Consider the following 16,386-nt stretch of genomic DNA (forward strand, 5'->3'; position numbering starts at 1 on the left):
AATTACCCGTGGGTCTTTGTTGAGAAAAAACCATCTAATTCACGCAAATAATCAATAATTAGGGTGTATTGTTCTTCTTCATCATGCTTATAAGCTTCTTCAAAATAAGGAGCAACCGCAAAATTAGTTGGCAGCGTCGCCCCTTGCTCAATTAACATTTGCAGGCGGGGGATCAAAATCCACTGTAGCCACTCTATCGCCTCCATCGTGTCAATACAAAAAGGCTCTACACTATTAAAAGCGTCTGGCAAAGGCGGTTGCTCCCTCCAAAGAGATTTTAATTTCATTTCCTCTTCTAAGTGACGAAGCTTCTCAATGATACGTTGTTCAATATTCATACTTAAACTCATTTAGTAATAGCAATGGCAAATATACGATATTTTGTATAACAATTCTGTCGAATAAATGGGGTTAAAAATGAGTAAATACAAGCTGATTCATTTTCCTTATCTATAATTATTATCGCGACTATTAAGCTAACAACTCATTTAATAAATTCTGTTTATGTTTCGTTGCAGATAACACATGTAAAATTAAATGTTTTATCAATTTAGAACTTATAAAATAATTAACAGCAAAATGGTTTATTTATGGGACGACTAAAACAGTGGCGCAAGGAAAATAAAGTCTGGAAAGCTTTAAACTCTAACTATATTGAATTAAAAAGAAAAATACGCATTTCAAAGCTACCTTCGTCACAATATCAGCATTATCAATTTATGTGTCAAAACTACCGTAGTGCTCAGTTTTCTTCCGTTATTGAAGGCGTTCCTCACTTCATTGAGCGCCCAATCAATAAATACCTACATAAAAATTGGAATGGAAAACAAAAATTATTAACTGCCAGCTACACGCTAAATTTAATTGAAACCACATTTAAACCCGAAGCGCTTGAAGCGATGTTTTGTGCTAAGCGCGAAGGGCTTACTGTAGCCAACATTGAATTAAAATCAGGAGAATTTGCTCAATTAACATTGATTTATTCTCAATATCCTCGGGAAGGTGATCTCACCTTACACTTGAGAAATGAAACGGGTGACGATATTTATTTAATGAGTTTTTCCTTTGGCCCTGAAGGACAATTGTATGTGTGCTCTTTACAAGGCCCTTCCACTGAACAAAGTGTCGACCAAGTTAGGTTGATAACTAAGCAGATGCACGGAATGAGACCGAAAAACTTATTAATGTCCGCGGTTTATGCAGTAGCAACCTTCTTTCAGGCCAAATCAATATTAGGGATTTCAAACCAGTGCCATATTAAGAGCCAGCATTTGAAATCAAGCTACGATACGTTTTGGCAAGAATGTAGTGCAACGAAAACACCTGATGGTTGGTTCCAATTACCCATTCAAGAACCAGTACGAGACATTGAGTCAGTGAAAAGCCAGCGTCGTGCTGAATTTCGCCGCCGAGAAGCACTACGCGATACCATGACCCAAGATATTATTGCCTCGTTAACCGAAAACTCAACTAGGGCAAAGCATTGATTTTTAAAAAGTTAAATTACCATTGATACTTTTCTACCTCTCTACTGTAATAAACGCATAACTAAAAAAGCCAGTCAACCGAAGCTGACTGGCTCATACTTTAAAATTTACGCATCCTGCAAATGACTTCCCGTCATTCAACATCCTGTTGATTAAAACAAATTTATAGATTCGTCACCTAGTCGCGTTCCATCGCTTTGTTTTAAACAATTTTTACACCTTATATTAAGCATTAAGGTATAAAAAGCTAAACGAGTTTACCCTGTCCAGCGAGATAAGAATGCATTAAATGTATTAATGAAACAACCTAGCAAAATAAACAATAATACGGTGAAAATACCTACAAATCACAAACCAGATAGTAACGCCATGAAATTAAAAGTTAAATAATTATCATTACAATATAAAGATCGTTTTTTAAGAGATGACTTAGCTCAATTGTAGGCATTTGCTTACACAAAACCACTTCAAAATACTTACCCCTGAGGTTCAATGACAACCACTAGTTCATCGAGAAAACTTGTTAAATTCGAAGAAAGTACACGCCTTTCCTGACTACCAAATTTTTCTAATATAATTTCCCCCGTGAGATTACACATTGAAATCATTTCAATCTCTGATTCTAAAGTCGCAATGAACAGCGTGGGGGATAGTTTTAAGCGCTTCTGAGTGACTAAATGGCCAATTAAATTTTCTTGCAAACGGATGAAATCATCTTCATTCCATACCTGCACTAAACTCAGCGTAATATCTCGAAATGTGGCTTTCATATCACCAGCAAGTTGTGTCGTATAAAAAGCATGGATGTCATCTTGTAAATTGATTTCCAATGCTGTCGCGACTTTGTCTAAGTTCGCATCCTTTATTGGGAATGGCTGAGACTCCCAATAAACCCAGTTTTCACCTGTACGGACAATACATGGAGATGGAACACCATAGAGATCTGTTGAGGCTGGAGGTAAACCCGTTTGTTGGTGCCACTGAGAAATATATTTGTGAGTAAAATTTTGTAGAGCGACAGAGTGTGATGTATTCATAGTTATGCGTTTTTTGTAGCCAATTTAAAGAGAAAGGCGTCAATGTAGTAGATAAATGGTATTATGACAGAAGTTTGCAAATGAAGAAAACATCCCAATTTTTTACCTGTAAACCTCATTTTAAGTTTATGAAGTATAAGGACCACTATGTCACACTACCAGAATAATCCCGCACTTAATAATTTAACACTTGGGAAGAAAACGGCGTACCATGACCGATATGATGCCACATTATTGCAAGCCGTCCCTCGTAGTTTAAATCGAGACCCTTTAGCCATTCACGCTAAGGCGCTTCCGTTTCACGGTGCCGATATTTGGACAATGTATGAGCTTTCATGGCTAAATCAGCGTGGTGTTCCTCAGGTAGCAATAGGTTCGGTTAGTGTTGATGCAAATAGCGAAAATTTAATTGAATCAAAAAGTTTTAAGCTTTATCTAAACAGTTTTAACCAAACACGTTTTGAAACTTGGGAAAATGTGCGAAGCGCTTTGCAAAATGATTTAAGCCACTGTGCTAATGGCCAAGTAAGCGTTACACTCCATAAATTAGCCCATTTTTCTCATCAACCTATCCAGCCATTACTTGGCGAATGTATTGATGAGCAAGAAATTGATATTGATAATTATGAGTTTAATCGAAACTATTTGGCGAATTGTACCCAGCAACAGGTTGTCGACGAAACGTTAGTGAGCCATTTATTAAAATCAAACTGCTTAATAACCAACCAACCTGACTGGGGCTCTGTGCAAATCCACTATCGTGGGCCAAAAATTGATCGCGAAGCTTTATTGCGTTATTTAGTTTCATTTCGTCATCATAATGAATTTCACGAACAGTGCGTTGAACGCATTTTCACTGACATTATGCAATTGTGTAAACCTGAAAAACTCAGTGTTTACGCACGCTATACTCGCCGCGGAGGGCTTGATATAAACCCATGGCGTAGTAATGAAGAATTTAAGCCTGAATTAGGTCGCTTATCACGGCAATAAATGTATACAGTTGAAAAATAAATGTAATTAATGCATTTACAGTACAATCACATATCAAGAACCCATTGGGTAAAGGAGTACTACTTGATTACTCATATCAGTCCATTAGGATCTATGGATCTACTCTCTCAACTTGAAGTTGATATGCTAAAACGCACGGCCAGTAGCGATTTGTACCAATTATTTAGGAATTGCTCTTTAGCCGTTTTGCATTCAGGCAGCTTAACCGATAGCAGTAAAGAGCTTTTAGAAAAAAGTAAAGATTTTGATATCAACGTATTACGTCGTGAGCGCGGCGTTAAGCTCGAACTTATCGAGCCACCAGAAAAAGCCTTCGTTGATGGTAAAATCATCCGCACCTTACAAGCAAACCTGTTTGCCGTATTACGTGACATTTTATTCGTACATGCGCAAATTACACATGCCAAAGAGCGATTTAATCTAGACCTCGAAAATGGCACCCACATCACCAACATGATTTTCTCCATCTTGCGTAATGCTCGCGCACTGCACATTGATGAAGACCCAAGTATGATTGTTTGCTGGGGTGGCCACTCAATTAATGAAATTGAATACCTATATGGTCGTAAGGTCGGTAACGAACTTGGCTTACGTGAACTCAATATCTGTACAGGTTGTGGTCCCGGAGCTATGGAAGCACCAATGAAAGGTGCTGCTGTTGGCCATGCCCAACAACAATACAAAAATAGCCGTTTTATCGGCTTAACTGAACCTTCAATTATTGCGGCTGAGCCACCAAACCCATTAGTGAACGAGCTCATCATTATGCCTGATATCGAAAAACGTTTAGAGGCATTCGTTCGATTAGGTCATGGGATTATTATCTTCCCTGGCGGTGTCGGTACAGCTGAAGAGTTGCTTTATTTACTTGGTATCTTGATGGATCCAGCTAACAGTGAACAAGTTCTGCCATTGATTTTAACGGGTCCAAAAGAAAGTGCTGAATACTTTGAAGTATTAGACGATTTTATTCGTCACACTTTAGGTGATGAAGCCAGCAAGCATTACCAAATTATTATTGATGATGCTCCAGAAGTTGCTCGTGTGATGAAACGTAGCATGCCACAAGTTAAAGAAAATCGCCGTAGCACTGGTGATGCCTATAGCTTCAACTGGTCAATCAAAATTGCTCACGATTTACAGCATCCATTCGAACCAACGCATGAAAATATGGCGTCACTGAACCTACACCCAGGACAAGCACCTGAAAAATTGGCTTCAGATTTACGTCGCGCTTTCTCCGGTATTGTCGCTGGTAACGTGAAAGAAGTTGGTATGAAAGCCATCGAAAAACATGGCCCATTCAAAATTCACGGTGATAGTGAGCTAATGAAGCGTATGGATGTGTTATTACAAGGCTTCGTTGAACAACATCGTATGAAATTACCGGGTGGTACTGCATACGAACCTTGCTATGAAATCGTGAAATAAATAATGATGGCGTATTTATGATCCATTTATTAATTATTGATGCATTAAACTTAATACGCCGGATCCACGCGGTGCAAGGAAGCCCATGTGGAGAAACTTGTTTATCTGCAATAGCGCAGTTGATCACCCATACAGAGGCCACACACATTGTCGCTGTGTTTGATGAAGAAGGACGTCATCAAAGCTGGCGCCATGAAAGACTGCCTGATTATAAAGCTGGCCGACAACCTATGCCTGAAGATTTGCATGCCGAACTCCCTGCATTAATCGCTTTATTTAAAGAAAAAGGGATTCACTGCTGGCAGTCTGAAGGGGATGAAGCTGATGACTTAGCCGCAACCTTAGCAACACGCATTGCGGGCTCTGGTCATACGGTTACCATCGTGTCCACAGATAAAGGTTATTGCCAACTCCTTTCTCCTAACTTAAGAATTCGTGACTATTTTCAAAAACGCTGGCTTGATATCCCCTTTATCGAGAAGGAATTTGGTGTTTCTCCTGAGCAACTTCCTGATTATTGGGGACTCGCAGGGATCAATAGCAGTAAGGTTCCTGGGGTTGCAGGTATTGGCCCCAAAAGAGCCACAACCCTATTGCAGCAATACCATTCTATTGAAAATATATTTGCTAATTTAGATAAACTTGAAGAAAAATGGCAGAAAAAACTCATCAATCAACAGGAAATTGCATTGATTTGTCGAGATATTGCAACTTTAAGAACCGATATCGCGTTACAAGGAAATTTGAATCAGCTACGTTATAGAACCAACTAATATATACAAGAAGGCCACTTAATTAGTGGCCCTTCTTATTAGCTGATTTTATGGATTAATAATACTCGCGTGCCATTGGATTTGCCGACCATATCCTCATCACATGTACAGTCACTTCTTCGCGGTCATGATAAAGCTGTTTCGCTTGAATCAACACATTAACGCCTTGCTCTTTAAGCTGTGTTTTCATCTTTTCTAAGATATGTGAAACTTCTTCATAGCGCTTTTTCATCGGCAATTTTAAGTTAAAAATGGCCTCTCGGCACCAACCTTGTGCAAGCCACTCCGTCATTAATGCAGCAACTTTAGCCGGTTTTTCGACCATATCACAGACTAACCACGTAATATTGTGAGACGTTGGTTTAAATTTAAACCCATCTTCACGGTGATGCTTAACTTGCCCTGTATCCATAAGGCTTTCCGCCATTGGGCCGTTATCTACAGCATCCACCATCATACTACGTTTTACCAATTGATAAGTCCATCCACCTGGACATGCACCAAGATCGACTGCTTTCATTCCGCTCGCTAAACGCTCTTCCCACTCTTCATAAGGAATAAAGACATGGAAAGCTTCCTCAAGTTTTAAGGTTGAACGGCTCGGCGCATCCGATGGGAATTTTAACCTTGGGATCCCCATATAGAAATTTGAACTATTATTGGTATATGAATACCCGGTATAGCAACAACCTGGGGCAATAAAGAACACATGAATAACGGGCCGCTTAAAGTTTTCGAGTGGCAATAAGATTTTTTCTTTGCGTAATGCATTACGCAAAGGTACCGTAAACTTACGGCAAAATTTCAGCAGCTCTTTCGATTCGTTGGTATCAGCAACTTCAACACGGATATCACCTGCCCGCGCAACTTGCTGACTCAATGCATTTACAATCGGAGTAATACGGTCTTCAGGCGGTAAGTCCTTAAGTAAGTCTCCTATTACAATCATTTGACGAGCAAAAATTAATTCTCGAAAAGGCAACGTCCGTGCGAGTGTGTCGGCATCTTCTGCTTGATAACACTCAAAAATAACATAACCACTATTTTCTTTTACGCGGGCAAAACCATAAATCTCTTTTTGCCCTGCTTTATCTGTAATCTCTGCTGCACATTCTTTTTCAAAGCCTGGACGGCAATATAGTGCAATTTTATTACTCATTGCGTGACGCCGATTTCCTTAGACGCATAGCGCCAATAACCACTAACAGCCAACCAATTAGGAAACATACACCACCTATTGGCGTAAAATAAGAGAAGTATTTTACCTGCAATAGTGCCATACAATAAAGGCTACCGCTAAAAAGAAGTATTCCAACAGAGAAAAACACACCTGACCAATAGAACCATAGGATAATTTTACGTAATAAAACAGCCCCAAGCACCATCAGTGCTACAGTATGCAGCATTTGATAACGTAGCCCTATTTCAATCCAGTCCATTTGATGGACACTCATAATTGACGATAACGCATGCGAACCAATAGCTCCGAAAGCCACAGTAAAGAAGCCACTAATTCCAGCGAAAATTAACATCAAACGACTATTCACAGTAACACCTTTTATTTAAATACTTGATTACTGAATAAGCGCCACATCTTGGTCACCCGTAATAAAGCCTAATTTCTCTTGTTCACTTGCTGCCTGCCCAAGGATCCATTGGCGAAATGCAGCTATTTTTCCTAAATCTGCCTGATTTTCTTGGCAAACTAGGTAGAAAGCGTTTTTACTAACTAATACCTCACTAAAGGGACAAACTAAGCGCCCTGCGTCAATTTCATTTTTGGCCATAACATTATTCGTTAATGCAACCCCCTGACCATGAACAGCAGCTTGAATCACCATAGCACTATGACTAAAAATAGGGCCTTGCTGTACATTGACTACATTTTGTAACTCTAGTTGCTTAACATATGCTTGCCAGTCTCTTCGTGAAGAATCGTGAAGTAACGTATGTTTTGCTAGATCTTCAGGAACTTTTAGTTGGCTATCCCCAGTTAATAAAGATGGTGAACAGACTGGCATTAAATATTCAGCATAAAGCCTATCTGTTCTTAATCCTGGCCAATTACCCTTACCGTAGAAAATAGCGACATCAACGTCATCTGCCAATTTATCTTCTTCTCTATCTACAGCTTGGATCCGCACATCAATTCCTGGATAGGCCTGGTTAAAGCCTGAAAGCCTTGGTACCAGCCACTGAATCGCAAAACTTGGGGATAAACTCACTGTTAATGCTCCCTTCGCGCTCCTTGCCTGTAGCTTACGTGTCGCCTCATTTAAAGAAGAAAAAATTTCTTTAATATCAAGGTAATAACTTTGTCCCTCTTCTGTCAACAACAATGACCGATTGCGTCGACGAAATAATTTCAACCCAAGGAAATCCTCCAAACTTTTCATTTGGTGGCTAACGGCCGCTTGAGTGACAAATAATTCTTCTGCTGCCTTAGTAAAACTTAAATGACGAGCTGCAGCGTCAAAGACTCTCAGTGCATTTAGGGGCGGTAATCTTTTAGACATAATCACTTCTACTTGGCATCTTGTTATGCATTAGTTTTTTTCATCCGAAGCATTATAATTTGTCCCTTGAGGATACGCTAGTAAATACCTATAGTATGCACACTTCCTAAGCCGGAACGAAAAGTTACAGAGTTTAGTTACTTTGAAACTTTTGGCTTTGTGGTTGTGATGTTGTGTTTGCAAGTTGTCTGGTTGAACCAGACCTTTGTAGCTTTAGCTACTGTTTTTTCACTTCCTGTACATTTACCCTGTCTGTCCATAGTGATTTTATATAGTGCACCGCCAACACGCGGTGCTTTTTTTTACTCTTTTTTTACTCTTTTTTTAATGTCATTTCGGTATTTACTTAAGCAATTTAACTTAATAAATACAAATATCTATAGATAAATACAAGTGTACAGAAAAAACTTTCAGTAAGATATTTAAGATAAATCTTGAAAATTATTTACTAAGCACTTAAAAAAATAAATTTATACGTAAAAGGCGTTGCATTGTAATGCAAAACACTGAATCATCTTGAAACCACATCTAGAATAATTACCAACAATTAATACCAAACGTAACAAAATATTTCAATGTTTAGATTAAAAAATGATGGGTTTAAATTAATCAGAAAATAACTATAAATGTACTAATAAATGTACAATCAGCAATACAGCACTCAGTAATTCAAATTACCTTGAAATTTTGACTAAAAAGAAAATACTCATGGATCATTTTAGCGACACCACATTTCGCCTCGCCTTTCCAGCGATAGACTCGTCAACACTATTTTTTGATAGTGCCGCCACTGCATTGAAACCTATTGCCATGATCAATGCATCAAATGATTACTACCGCTTGTCGGGCAGTTCGGTATACCGAGGGCAGTCACCTGAATCATTAAAATTAACACGTGATTATGAGCAGGGGCGAATTCGTGCTGCAAAATATATTCGTGCTTCAAGTGAAAGAAATATTATTTGGACACGCGGGACAACAGAATCAATTAATTTAATTACACAAGGTTATTTTCGCTCAACATTACAACCTGATGATGAAATTATTGTTAGTGAAATAGAACATCACTCAAATTTATTACCATGGATTATACTTTCACAGCAAACCGGTGCAAAAATTATAAAATGGCCAGTTGAAAAAAACCTGACATTGAGCATTGATGTACTCAAATCTAAATTATCAGAAAAAACGAAAGTGATCGCTATTACGCAAATGTCCAATGTAACTGGGTATCAGCCAGATATACAGACAGTCACCCAACTTGCCCACCAAATCGGAGCTCTGGTCGTTGTTGATGGTGCACAAGGTGTCGTCCATAGCCCTATTAATGTCAGTGATCTGAATATCGATTTCTATGTATTTTCAGCACATAAGTTATATGGACCCACAGGGCTTGGGGTTTGCTATGCAAAAACAGAACTGTTAGAACGAATGTCCCCTTGGCATGGTGGCGGTAAAATGCTGACTCACGTCACATTTGATAATTTTACACTTGCTCCTATTCCCCAACGGTTCGAAGCAGGGACACCGAATATTGCTGGAGTAATTGCCTTTTCAGCTGTCCTAGAGTGGCTGGAAGAGACAAATTTAACACTAGCAGAAACATATACTTGCTCATTAACCGAATATGCAACTAAAAAACTATCGGCACTTCCCGGCTTTATTAGCTATAGTGTGCCACATTCTCCTTTGCTATCATTTAACTTCAAAGATGTTCATCATAGTGATCTGGGAGCCCTCTTGACCGAGCAAAATATTGCACTACGCTATGGTCAACACTGCACCCAACCATTAATGGATGCATTAAATATAAGTGGCTGCTTGCGTATCTCAATGATGCCTTACAACAACCTGCAAGATGTCGATAAATTTATTGACGCAGTCACCGTTTCACTTTCTATACTCAATGAATAAATCAATAAAGGAAGCCTAATGACTTCGACTAACCATGAACTTGCTCCGCACCCATTCGGTACAGAGATTAAAAGTCAAGAAATAGTTGAACAGTTTTCCACACATAAAGCATGGGAAGATAAATATCGTTTGTTAATTCAATTGGCGAGAAAACTGCCTGTATTGTCTGATGATGAAAAGCTGCAAACTCAAGAGGTTAAAGGCTGTGAAAACCGAGTTTGGATTGGAGCGCTTCTCAATGATGATGAAACATTTCATTTTTATGGGGATAGTGAAGGCCGAGTGGTGAAAGGGTTATTTGCCATTTTATTAGCGGCAATAGAGCAAAAAACAGCAAAAGAGATTATGGAAATTGATTTTAATAACTTATTAGCTCAAACCGGCTTACCTAACCAACTCAGCGAATCCCGCCAAAATGGTATTCAATCACTCATTACTGCAATTCAAAATATTGCCAATGAAATGACACCTGCGTAATTCATTGGATGAGGCTATCTATTGCAATAGCCTCATTCACTTTACAGATTTTCCGTTTCCCGTTGTGATTTTGCTATCATCTTTTTAAGTGCATGTGAGACAGCAATAAACCCAAAACTCGCCGTAACCATAGTCACTGCCCCAAAGCCTGAAGCGCAGTCCATGCGCTTAGAACCATCCGCAGTACTTTTTGCCGCACATACCGTGCCATCACTTTGTGGATACATAAGCTGCTCGGTAGAAAAAACACAATCAATCCCAAGCTTTCCTTTTCCATTTTTAACGACGTTAAAATCAGATTTTAAGCGTTCTCGCAACTTAGCCGCTAATGGGTCTTGGATAGTCTTAGCCAAGTCTGCCACTTGAATTTTTGTTGGGTCGATTTGCCCACCAGCCCCACCAGTGGTGATAATAGGTATCTTAAAGCGCCTACAATACGCTAGCAACGCAGCTTTAGGTCTTACGCTATCAATGGCATCAATAACATAATCAAACCCCGCATCAAGGTAATGAGCGACATTATCAACCGTAATAAAATCATCAATAACATTCACTACACATTCGGGGTTAATTTCTAAAATACGATTTTTCATCACATCAACTTTTGGCTGCCCAACGGTCGATTTGATGGCATGTAATTGCCGATTAGTATTAGTCACACAGATATCATCCATATCAATCAATGTGATGCACCCAATACCTGAACGTGCAAGCGCCTCCGCGGCCCAAACACCAACCCCACCAACCCCAATGACACAAACATGGGAACGTGCAAAAAGATGAAGAGCATGTTGCCCATATAAACGCCCGATCCCAGCAAAACGCTGCATCCAAGCATCAGAAAGCTTAGCTTGCATAATAACGAATAACCTCAGTTAAACCTGTAACTACAGTCAACCAAATAGCGGCTGGCTTTTTTTCAGCACCCAAACTCGCCCATAATGATTATAAAAACCGGCCATTTTCCCAGCGTCATGGCCTATACCATGGTAAATATCAAAATGATGTCCTTTAATTGCACCACCGACATCCAAGGCTATCATCATACGCATTTCGTACTGCCCCGTAAATTTCCCATTATTATCTAATACAGGGATTTCCGCGAGTAAGGCTGTACCCGGTGGAATGAGAGTTTTATCTGATGCAACGGATGCCTTCGCAATTAAAGGAACTGCACTTGCTCCTCTAACAGGGACAAATGATTGCGGTTTAAAAAAGACAAATGACGGGTTTTCTTCTAAAAGTTGGCGAACTTCTTGCTCGCTGTGCTGATTAGTCCAATCATGGATAGCTTGCAATGACATCTGGCTTAGAGGAACCTCACCGCGATCTACTAGCACTTTTCCGATACTTTTATAGGCGTGACCATTTTTACCTGCATAACCAAAGAAATTCAGTGGGCTGCCATCCCCAAAATCAACATAGCCACTTCCCTGAACTTCCATCATGAAATTTTCAACGGGGGAATTACTATAAGCTAAAATTAAATTATCACTCAGGGCACCGTTATAAATCGCTGCTCGGCTAGGTAAACGTTTTTTTCCTTTTGGGGGCATTCCGTACAGCGGATAACGAAATTCACCTTGTGCCATACGACGTGCCTCAATCACAGGTGTGTAATACCCTGTAAATTGTACGTTCCCATAATTATCGGCACCTTCCATTTGAAAAGCGGTTAAATTGAAATTTGCCAATTGAGCTGGATCTCCCCCCGCCATCAACCAATTTTCTATGGCATGGTAAGCATCATTGTTATTTTTAAACAGCCGTGGTGATGCATTTTTAATTTCATTAACCTGTTTATTAAAATCTGGCGCATTAATTGGTCGCCCCTGTACATTCACTTGATTTACTTTTTGTAAATCTTGCACTAAGCGGCCATCTTTATATTGTTGGCCTTTATCCGTTGGATGAGTTTGGCACCCAGCTAATAAAGAAAGAAATATACTAGTTACAAACCATTTCTTTATTGTTTGTTTATTGACGATTTTTATTAGCTCTATATTCATACTCTACCACCCAGATAAATCCAACAATCCAATATGAAACGCACAATAGCAAACCCCATTAGGGAATGAAACGTGTAAATATATTTAGAGTGGTTATTTTCATTCACCAACTCATCAAAGTGTAAAAAACAGCCAGACAGAACAAATTTTGTTCTGTAAATGCTAAATTTTGAAAAAAAACACGAAAAAACTTGCATCAGATCTCATCCCGAGTATAGTGCCCGCATCGGACGCGGGGTGGAGCAGCTTGGTAGCTCGTCGGGCTCATAACCCGAAGGTCGTTGGTTCAAATCCAGCCCCCGCAACCAATTACTGATTAAATCAGTAAAGTCACAAAAATCTGCAGTATAAAGTCGTAAAAATTCAGTCGCGGGATGGAGCAGCATGGTAGCTCGTCGGGCTCATAACCCGAAGGTCGTTGGTTCAAATCCAGCTCCCGCAACCAATTTTTTACCTCTTCAGTCGCGGGGTGGAGCAGCATGGTAGCTCGTCGGGCTCATAACCCGAAGGTCGTTGGTTCAAATCCAGCCCCCGCAACCAATTTATTTGTATATTCTTTCTGATCCCATCACCTTTTTTAATCTCACTGTAAAACACTATTTTTAACCATCCATAAAAAATAAAAAAAGGCGATTCACATACGTTCATCACCTTTCTTAATCTGTTTAAAATTAACTAATTGCGGATCGCTAATGCACCACCGTTACGAAAATAAGCTTTAACGCCTTCAAAAATGGATTCTGCCATTTGCTGTTGGAATTTCGCTGTTTTTAATTTTTTCTCTTCTTCCAAATTACTAATAAAAGCGGTTTCGACTAAAATCGACGGGATCTCAGGTGCTTTAAGTACCGCAAACCCGGCTTGGTCAACTTTGTTCTTATGCAGTTTGTTAACCCTCCCCATGCGTTTTAGCACTTCATCACCAAATTTCAAACTGTCATTTATTGTCGCAGTTTGCACAAGGTCAAACATCGTATGGTCAAGATACACATCACCACTTTTACTCACTCCGCCCACTAAGTCCGCTTCGTTTTGTGTTTGGGCAAGGTAACGAGCCGTATTACTGGTCGCACCTTTCGTCGATAGCGCAAAAACAGAAGAGCCTCGGGCTGAACGATTAGTAAATGCATCCGCATGAATTGAAACGAATAAATCTGCCTGCATTTTACGCGCTTTCGCCACTCGGACTTTTAACGGAATAAAGACATCTTCATTGCGTGTCATATAGGAGCGCATTTTAGGGTCTTTATCTATCAAAGCTTTTAACCGCCGTGCAATCTGTAAAACCACATCTTTTTCACGTGTCTTGTATTTACCTACCGCACCAGGGTCTTCACCACCATGTCCAGGGTCGATCATAATAATAATTGGGCGATCCGTCCCTGCTTTCCCAGGCTTTTTCGCTTGAGCAGGCATGCTTTCTTCAAGATCGCCTTTATTATAATCCTCAAGTAATGCCAATAGAGGATCATCATTGGTCTCCACGCCTTTACCTGGATAAAAATCGAGAACCAAACGGTGCTTAAACTCCGCGACAGGGGCCATTGAAAAGAATTGAGGGCTGACTTTATTTTTAACTTCAAATACCAAGCGAACCGTTTTCGGATCAAATTGCCCAACTCGAACCAATTTGAGGTAAGGATCACGTGTTTGGATTTGGGTTCCCATATCCTTCAATACATTATTTAACTGCACCCCTTCAAGATCGACCACAATACGCTCAGGGTTATTAAGCACAAACTGACGGTACTTCAATGGAGTACTAGATTCCAATGTAACTCGAGTATAGCTCGATGCTGGCCAAATGCGCACAGCCACCACGCTACTACTCGCAGAAAAACCGAATGGGCTAATGCTCAGTAACATAACTGCTGCTGCGCCTTGAATAAAACGACGCTTCGATGGGTTGTGATCTTGGTGACTCATCAATAATTCCGAACCTAGAACTGAGAAATAAAGTGATTTTAGGATAATTGCTAATAGTTAGCCTTGAAATATGCACTCTAACTAATCATTTGCACTCTGTCATTAAGAATATATCAAAGCATCTATAGAGTTACAGACATGAGTATAACCTAATCATACTGAGAGAAAATATTTGTGAGTGACTTTCTGTGTCAATTTTATGCAATTTAGTTTTTATAGAGTATATCGAGTTAAGTTTAGAGATATGTAAATGTAAAAAATAAAAATGTGACTTTTTTTATCCCATCTTTTACTTGATATTTACCGATAAAAAGAATAAAAATACAATATTAACGAATAAAAATTCAATTAAGAGGGTTGTTATGAAAGAGCGCAGCACCGAGTTGGTTGATGAGTTTCGCCATTCGGTCCCTTATATAAACGCCCACCGCGGCAAAACATTTATTATTATGCTTGGTGGTGAAGCGATTGCGCATGAAAATTTTCCTAGTATAGTCAATGATATAGGATTATTACATAGTTTAGGCATCCGAATTATTGTCGTTTATGGCGCTAGGCCTCAAATTGAGGATATTTTAGCAGAGCACCAATATGACGCGGTTTATCATAAACATACTCGCGTAACAGATTCGAATACTCTTGAATATGTAAAACAAGCTTCAGGCGCTTTACAATTAGATATCACAGCTCGGTTATCTATGAGCTTAGGTAATACCCCACTTCAAGGTGCACACATTAATGTGGTTAGTGGTAATTTCGTTATTGCTCAACCTCTAGGCGTTGACGATGGTATTGATTATTGCCACAGCGGTAGGATCCGCCGTATTAATGAAGATGCCATTAATAATCAGTTAGATAATGGTTCAATTGTGTTAATTGGCCCGGTTGCCGTTTCAGTCACCGGGGAAAGTTTTAATCTGACCTCCGAAGAAATTGCCACTCAGTTGGCAGTAAAAATGAAAGCGGAAAAACTGATCGGTTTTTGCTCTTCTCAAGGTGTCACAGACAAAGAAGGCAATATTTTGTCTGAATTATTCCCAAATGAAGCAGAAAGCCGTATTCAAGAACTTGAATCTGAAGGTGATTACTATTCAGGAACAGTGCGTTTTTTACGCGGAGCCGCAAAAGCTTGCCGCCGAGGTGTCCGCCGTAGCCACCTATTGAGTTACCAAGAGAATGGCTCATTGATTCAAGAGTTATTCTCTCGTGATGGTATTGGTACCCAAATCGTCATGGAAAGCGCGGAACAAATCCGCCGTGCAAACATTAATGATATTGGTGGAATATTAGAGCTTATTCGCCCATTAGAGCAACAAGGGATTTTAGTTAGACGTTCACGCGAGCAATTAGAAATGGAAATTGATAAATTTACTATTATTGAACGTGATAGCTTAGTGATCGCTTGTGCAGCGCTTTACCCTTATCCAGAAGAAAAACTAGGTGAAATGGCTTGTGTCGCTGTTCATCCCGATTACCGAAGTTCATCTAGAGGAGAGGAGTTACTGCACCGTGTCGCTGTACAAGCGAAACAATTTGGCTTAGATAAACTATTTGTCCTGACAACTCGTAGTATCCATTGGTTTCAAGAGCGTGGTTTTACCCCTGCGGAGATTGAGATGTTACCAATGAAAAAGCAGGCTTTATATAACTACCAACGTCGTTCTAAGATATTGATTTTAGACCTAAAAAACCAATTTGACAAGTAAACATTAACGTCTTCAGCATAATGGCTGTTTCATTACTTACTTTAGCCCAAACTATACAAGGATGCATAGTTTGGGTCATAGCTTTAAAACTAGGGA

At 39.6% G+C, this 16,386-nt stretch carries 15 protein-coding genes and 3 tRNA genes; 10 read left to right on the forward strand and 8 right to left on the reverse strand.

What is annotated here, in order from left to right:
• Positions 1-2: 2 nt before the first annotated feature.
• Entirely contained in the window at positions 3-338 is a 336-nt protein-coding gene (locus tag PSF42_RS05215) for a YqcC family protein (RefSeq protein ID WP_125890295.1), read from the reverse strand.
• Positions 339-590: 252 nt separating this feature from the next.
• Between PSF42_RS05215 and PSF42_RS05220 the strand changes: the two genes are divergently transcribed.
• Positions 591-1,487: a DUF535 family protein gene (locus tag PSF42_RS05220; protein ID WP_272679573.1), complete on the forward strand. Its 897-nt coding sequence runs from the start codon at positions 591-593 to the stop codon at positions 1,485-1,487.
• 476 nt (positions 1,488-1,963) lie between these two features.
• Here the strand turns inward: PSF42_RS05220 and syd are convergent, their stop codons facing one another.
• A complete protein-coding gene (gene syd, locus PSF42_RS05225) occupies positions 1,964-2,524 on the reverse strand; it encodes a SecY-interacting protein (RefSeq protein WP_125890296.1) in 561 nt (186 codons plus the stop codon).
• A gap of 147 nt (positions 2,525-2,671) precedes the next feature.
• Here syd and queF point away from each other — a divergent pair, with 147 nt between their 5' ends.
• From queF to xni, 3 genes are all read left to right on the forward strand, one after another.
• Positions 2,672-3,517 (forward strand): NADPH-dependent 7-cyano-7-deazaguanine reductase QueF, encoded by an 846-nt coding sequence (gene queF, locus PSF42_RS05230; RefSeq protein ID WP_272679574.1) that lies wholly within the window; start codon positions 2,672-2,674, stop codon positions 3,515-3,517.
• A gap of 84 nt (positions 3,518-3,601) precedes the next feature.
• Positions 3,602-4,969 carry a nucleotide 5'-monophosphate nucleosidase PpnN gene (gene ppnN / locus PSF42_RS05235; RefSeq protein WP_102139946.1) on the forward strand — a complete coding sequence of 456 codons (1,368 nt, stop codon included), beginning with the start codon at positions 3,602-3,604 and terminating at the stop codon, positions 4,967-4,969.
• A 17-nt stretch (positions 4,970-4,986) separates the two neighbouring features.
• Complete coding sequence (gene xni / locus PSF42_RS05240) at positions 4,987-5,742, forward strand: flap endonuclease Xni (protein ID WP_272679575.1); 756 nt, start codon at positions 4,987-4,989, stop codon at positions 5,740-5,742.
• A gap of 55 nt (positions 5,743-5,797) precedes the next feature.
• Here the strand turns inward: xni and rlmM are convergent, their stop codons facing one another.
• From rlmM to PSF42_RS05255, 3 genes are read right to left on the reverse strand one after another with little or no spacing between them, the layout of a single operon-like run.
• Positions 5,798-6,901, reverse strand: coding sequence for a 23S rRNA (cytidine(2498)-2'-O)-methyltransferase RlmM (gene rlmM, locus PSF42_RS05245; protein ID WP_125890299.1), 1,104 nt, complete (start codon positions 6,899-6,901; stop codon positions 5,798-5,800).
• A complete protein-coding gene (locus PSF42_RS05250; protein WP_125890300.1) occupies positions 6,894-7,289 on the reverse strand; it encodes a DUF423 domain-containing protein in 396 nt (131 codons plus the stop codon). Before PSF42_RS05250 ends, rlmM begins: the two co-directional genes overlap by 8 nt.
• Positions 7,290-7,316: 27 nt before the next feature.
• Positions 7,317-8,258: a transcriptional regulator GcvA gene (locus PSF42_RS05255; RefSeq protein WP_102139949.1), complete on the reverse strand. Its 942-nt coding sequence runs from the start codon at positions 8,256-8,258 to the stop codon at positions 7,317-7,319.
• A gap of 708 nt (positions 8,259-8,966) precedes the next feature.
• Between PSF42_RS05255 and csdA the strand changes: the two genes are divergently transcribed.
• Positions 8,967-10,172: a cysteine desulfurase CsdA gene (gene csdA / locus PSF42_RS05260; RefSeq protein WP_272679576.1), complete on the forward strand. Its 1,206-nt coding sequence runs from the start codon at positions 8,967-8,969 to the stop codon at positions 10,170-10,172.
• Between the two features lie 18 nt (positions 10,173-10,190).
• Positions 10,191-10,649 carry a cysteine desulfurase sulfur acceptor subunit CsdE gene (gene csdE / locus PSF42_RS05265; RefSeq protein ID WP_272679577.1) on the forward strand — a complete coding sequence of 153 codons (459 nt, stop codon included), beginning with the start codon at positions 10,191-10,193 and terminating at the stop codon, positions 10,647-10,649.
• 41 nt (positions 10,650-10,690) lie between these two features.
• Here the strand turns inward: csdE and tcdA are convergent, their stop codons facing one another.
• Both tcdA and mltA read right to left on the reverse strand, forming a co-directional pair.
• Positions 10,691-11,506, reverse strand: coding sequence for a tRNA cyclic N6-threonylcarbamoyladenosine(37) synthase TcdA (gene tcdA, locus PSF42_RS05270; RefSeq protein ID WP_272679578.1), 816 nt, complete (start codon positions 11,504-11,506; stop codon positions 10,691-10,693).
• A 36-nt stretch (positions 11,507-11,542) separates the two neighbouring features.
• A complete protein-coding gene (mltA, locus tag PSF42_RS05275) occupies positions 11,543-12,658 on the reverse strand; it encodes a murein transglycosylase A (protein ID WP_272679579.1) in 1,116 nt (371 codons plus the stop codon).
• A gap of 231 nt (positions 12,659-12,889) precedes the next feature.
• Here mltA and PSF42_RS05280 point away from each other — a divergent pair.
• The 3 genes from PSF42_RS05280 (at position 12,890) to PSF42_RS05290 (ending at position 13,198) form a co-directional block, all read left to right on the forward strand.
• Positions 12,890-12,966, forward strand: a tRNA-Met gene (locus PSF42_RS05280).
• 60 nt (positions 12,967-13,026) lie between these two features.
• Positions 13,027-13,103 (forward strand) — tRNA-Met (locus PSF42_RS05285).
• An 18-nt stretch (positions 13,104-13,121) separates the two neighbouring features.
• Positions 13,122-13,198: transfer RNA gene (locus PSF42_RS05290), tRNA-Met, on the forward strand.
• A 135-nt stretch (positions 13,199-13,333) separates the two neighbouring features.
• Here the strand turns inward: PSF42_RS05290 and amiC are convergent.
• A complete protein-coding gene (gene amiC, locus PSF42_RS05295) occupies positions 13,334-14,584 on the reverse strand; it encodes an N-acetylmuramoyl-L-alanine amidase AmiC (RefSeq protein WP_272679580.1) in 1,251 nt (416 codons plus the stop codon).
• A 362-nt stretch (positions 14,585-14,946) separates the two neighbouring features.
• On the opposite strand from amiC, the gene argA reads away from it, so the two are divergent.
• A complete protein-coding gene (gene argA, locus PSF42_RS05300; RefSeq protein WP_272679581.1) occupies positions 14,947-16,290 on the forward strand; it encodes an amino-acid N-acetyltransferase in 1,344 nt (447 codons plus the stop codon).
• Positions 16,291-16,386: the final 96 nt, after the last annotated feature.

Origin of the sequence: Providencia sp. PROV032 (assembly GCF_028484875.1) — a bacterium.
GTDB lineage: Bacteria > Pseudomonadota > Gammaproteobacteria > Enterobacterales > Enterobacteriaceae > Providencia > Providencia rettgeri_E.

Coding starts and splice junctions, on each gene's coding strand:
- PSF42_RS05215 (WP_125890295.1), bottom strand. CDS start 338: ATGAATATTGAACAACGTATCATTGAGAAGCTTCGTCACTTAGAAGAG.
- PSF42_RS05220 (WP_272679573.1), top strand. CDS start 591: ATGGGACGACTAAAACAGTGGCGCAAGGAAAATAAAGTCTGGAAAGCT.
- syd (WP_125890296.1), bottom strand. CDS start 2,524: ATGAATACATCACACTCTGTCGCTCTACAAAATTTTACTCACAAATAT.
- queF (WP_272679574.1), top strand. CDS start 2,672: ATGTCACACTACCAGAATAATCCCGCACTTAATAATTTAACACTTGGG.
- xni (WP_272679575.1), top strand. CDS start 4,987: ATGATCCATTTATTAATTATTGATGCATTAAACTTAATACGCCGGATC.
- rlmM (WP_125890299.1), bottom strand. CDS start 6,901: ATGAGTAATAAAATTGCACTATATTGCCGTCCAGGCTTTGAAAAAGAA.
- PSF42_RS05255 (WP_102139949.1), bottom strand. CDS start 8,258: ATGTCTAAAAGATTACCGCCCCTAAATGCACTGAGAGTCTTTGACGCT.
- csdA (WP_272679576.1), top strand. CDS start 8,967: ATGGATCATTTTAGCGACACCACATTTCGCCTCGCCTTTCCAGCGATA.
- csdE (WP_272679577.1), top strand. CDS start 10,191: ATGACTTCGACTAACCATGAACTTGCTCCGCACCCATTCGGTACAGAG.
- tcdA (WP_272679578.1), bottom strand. CDS start 11,506: ATGCAAGCTAAGCTTTCTGATGCTTGGATGCAGCGTTTTGCTGGGATC.
- mltA (WP_272679579.1), bottom strand. CDS start 12,658: ATGAATATAGAGCTAATAAAAATCGTCAATAAACAAACAATAAAGAAA.
- amiC (WP_272679580.1), bottom strand. CDS start 14,584: ATGAGTCACCAAGATCACAACCCATCGAAGCGTCGTTTTATTCAAGGC.
- argA (WP_272679581.1), top strand. CDS start 14,947: ATGAAAGAGCGCAGCACCGAGTTGGTTGATGAGTTTCGCCATTCGGTC.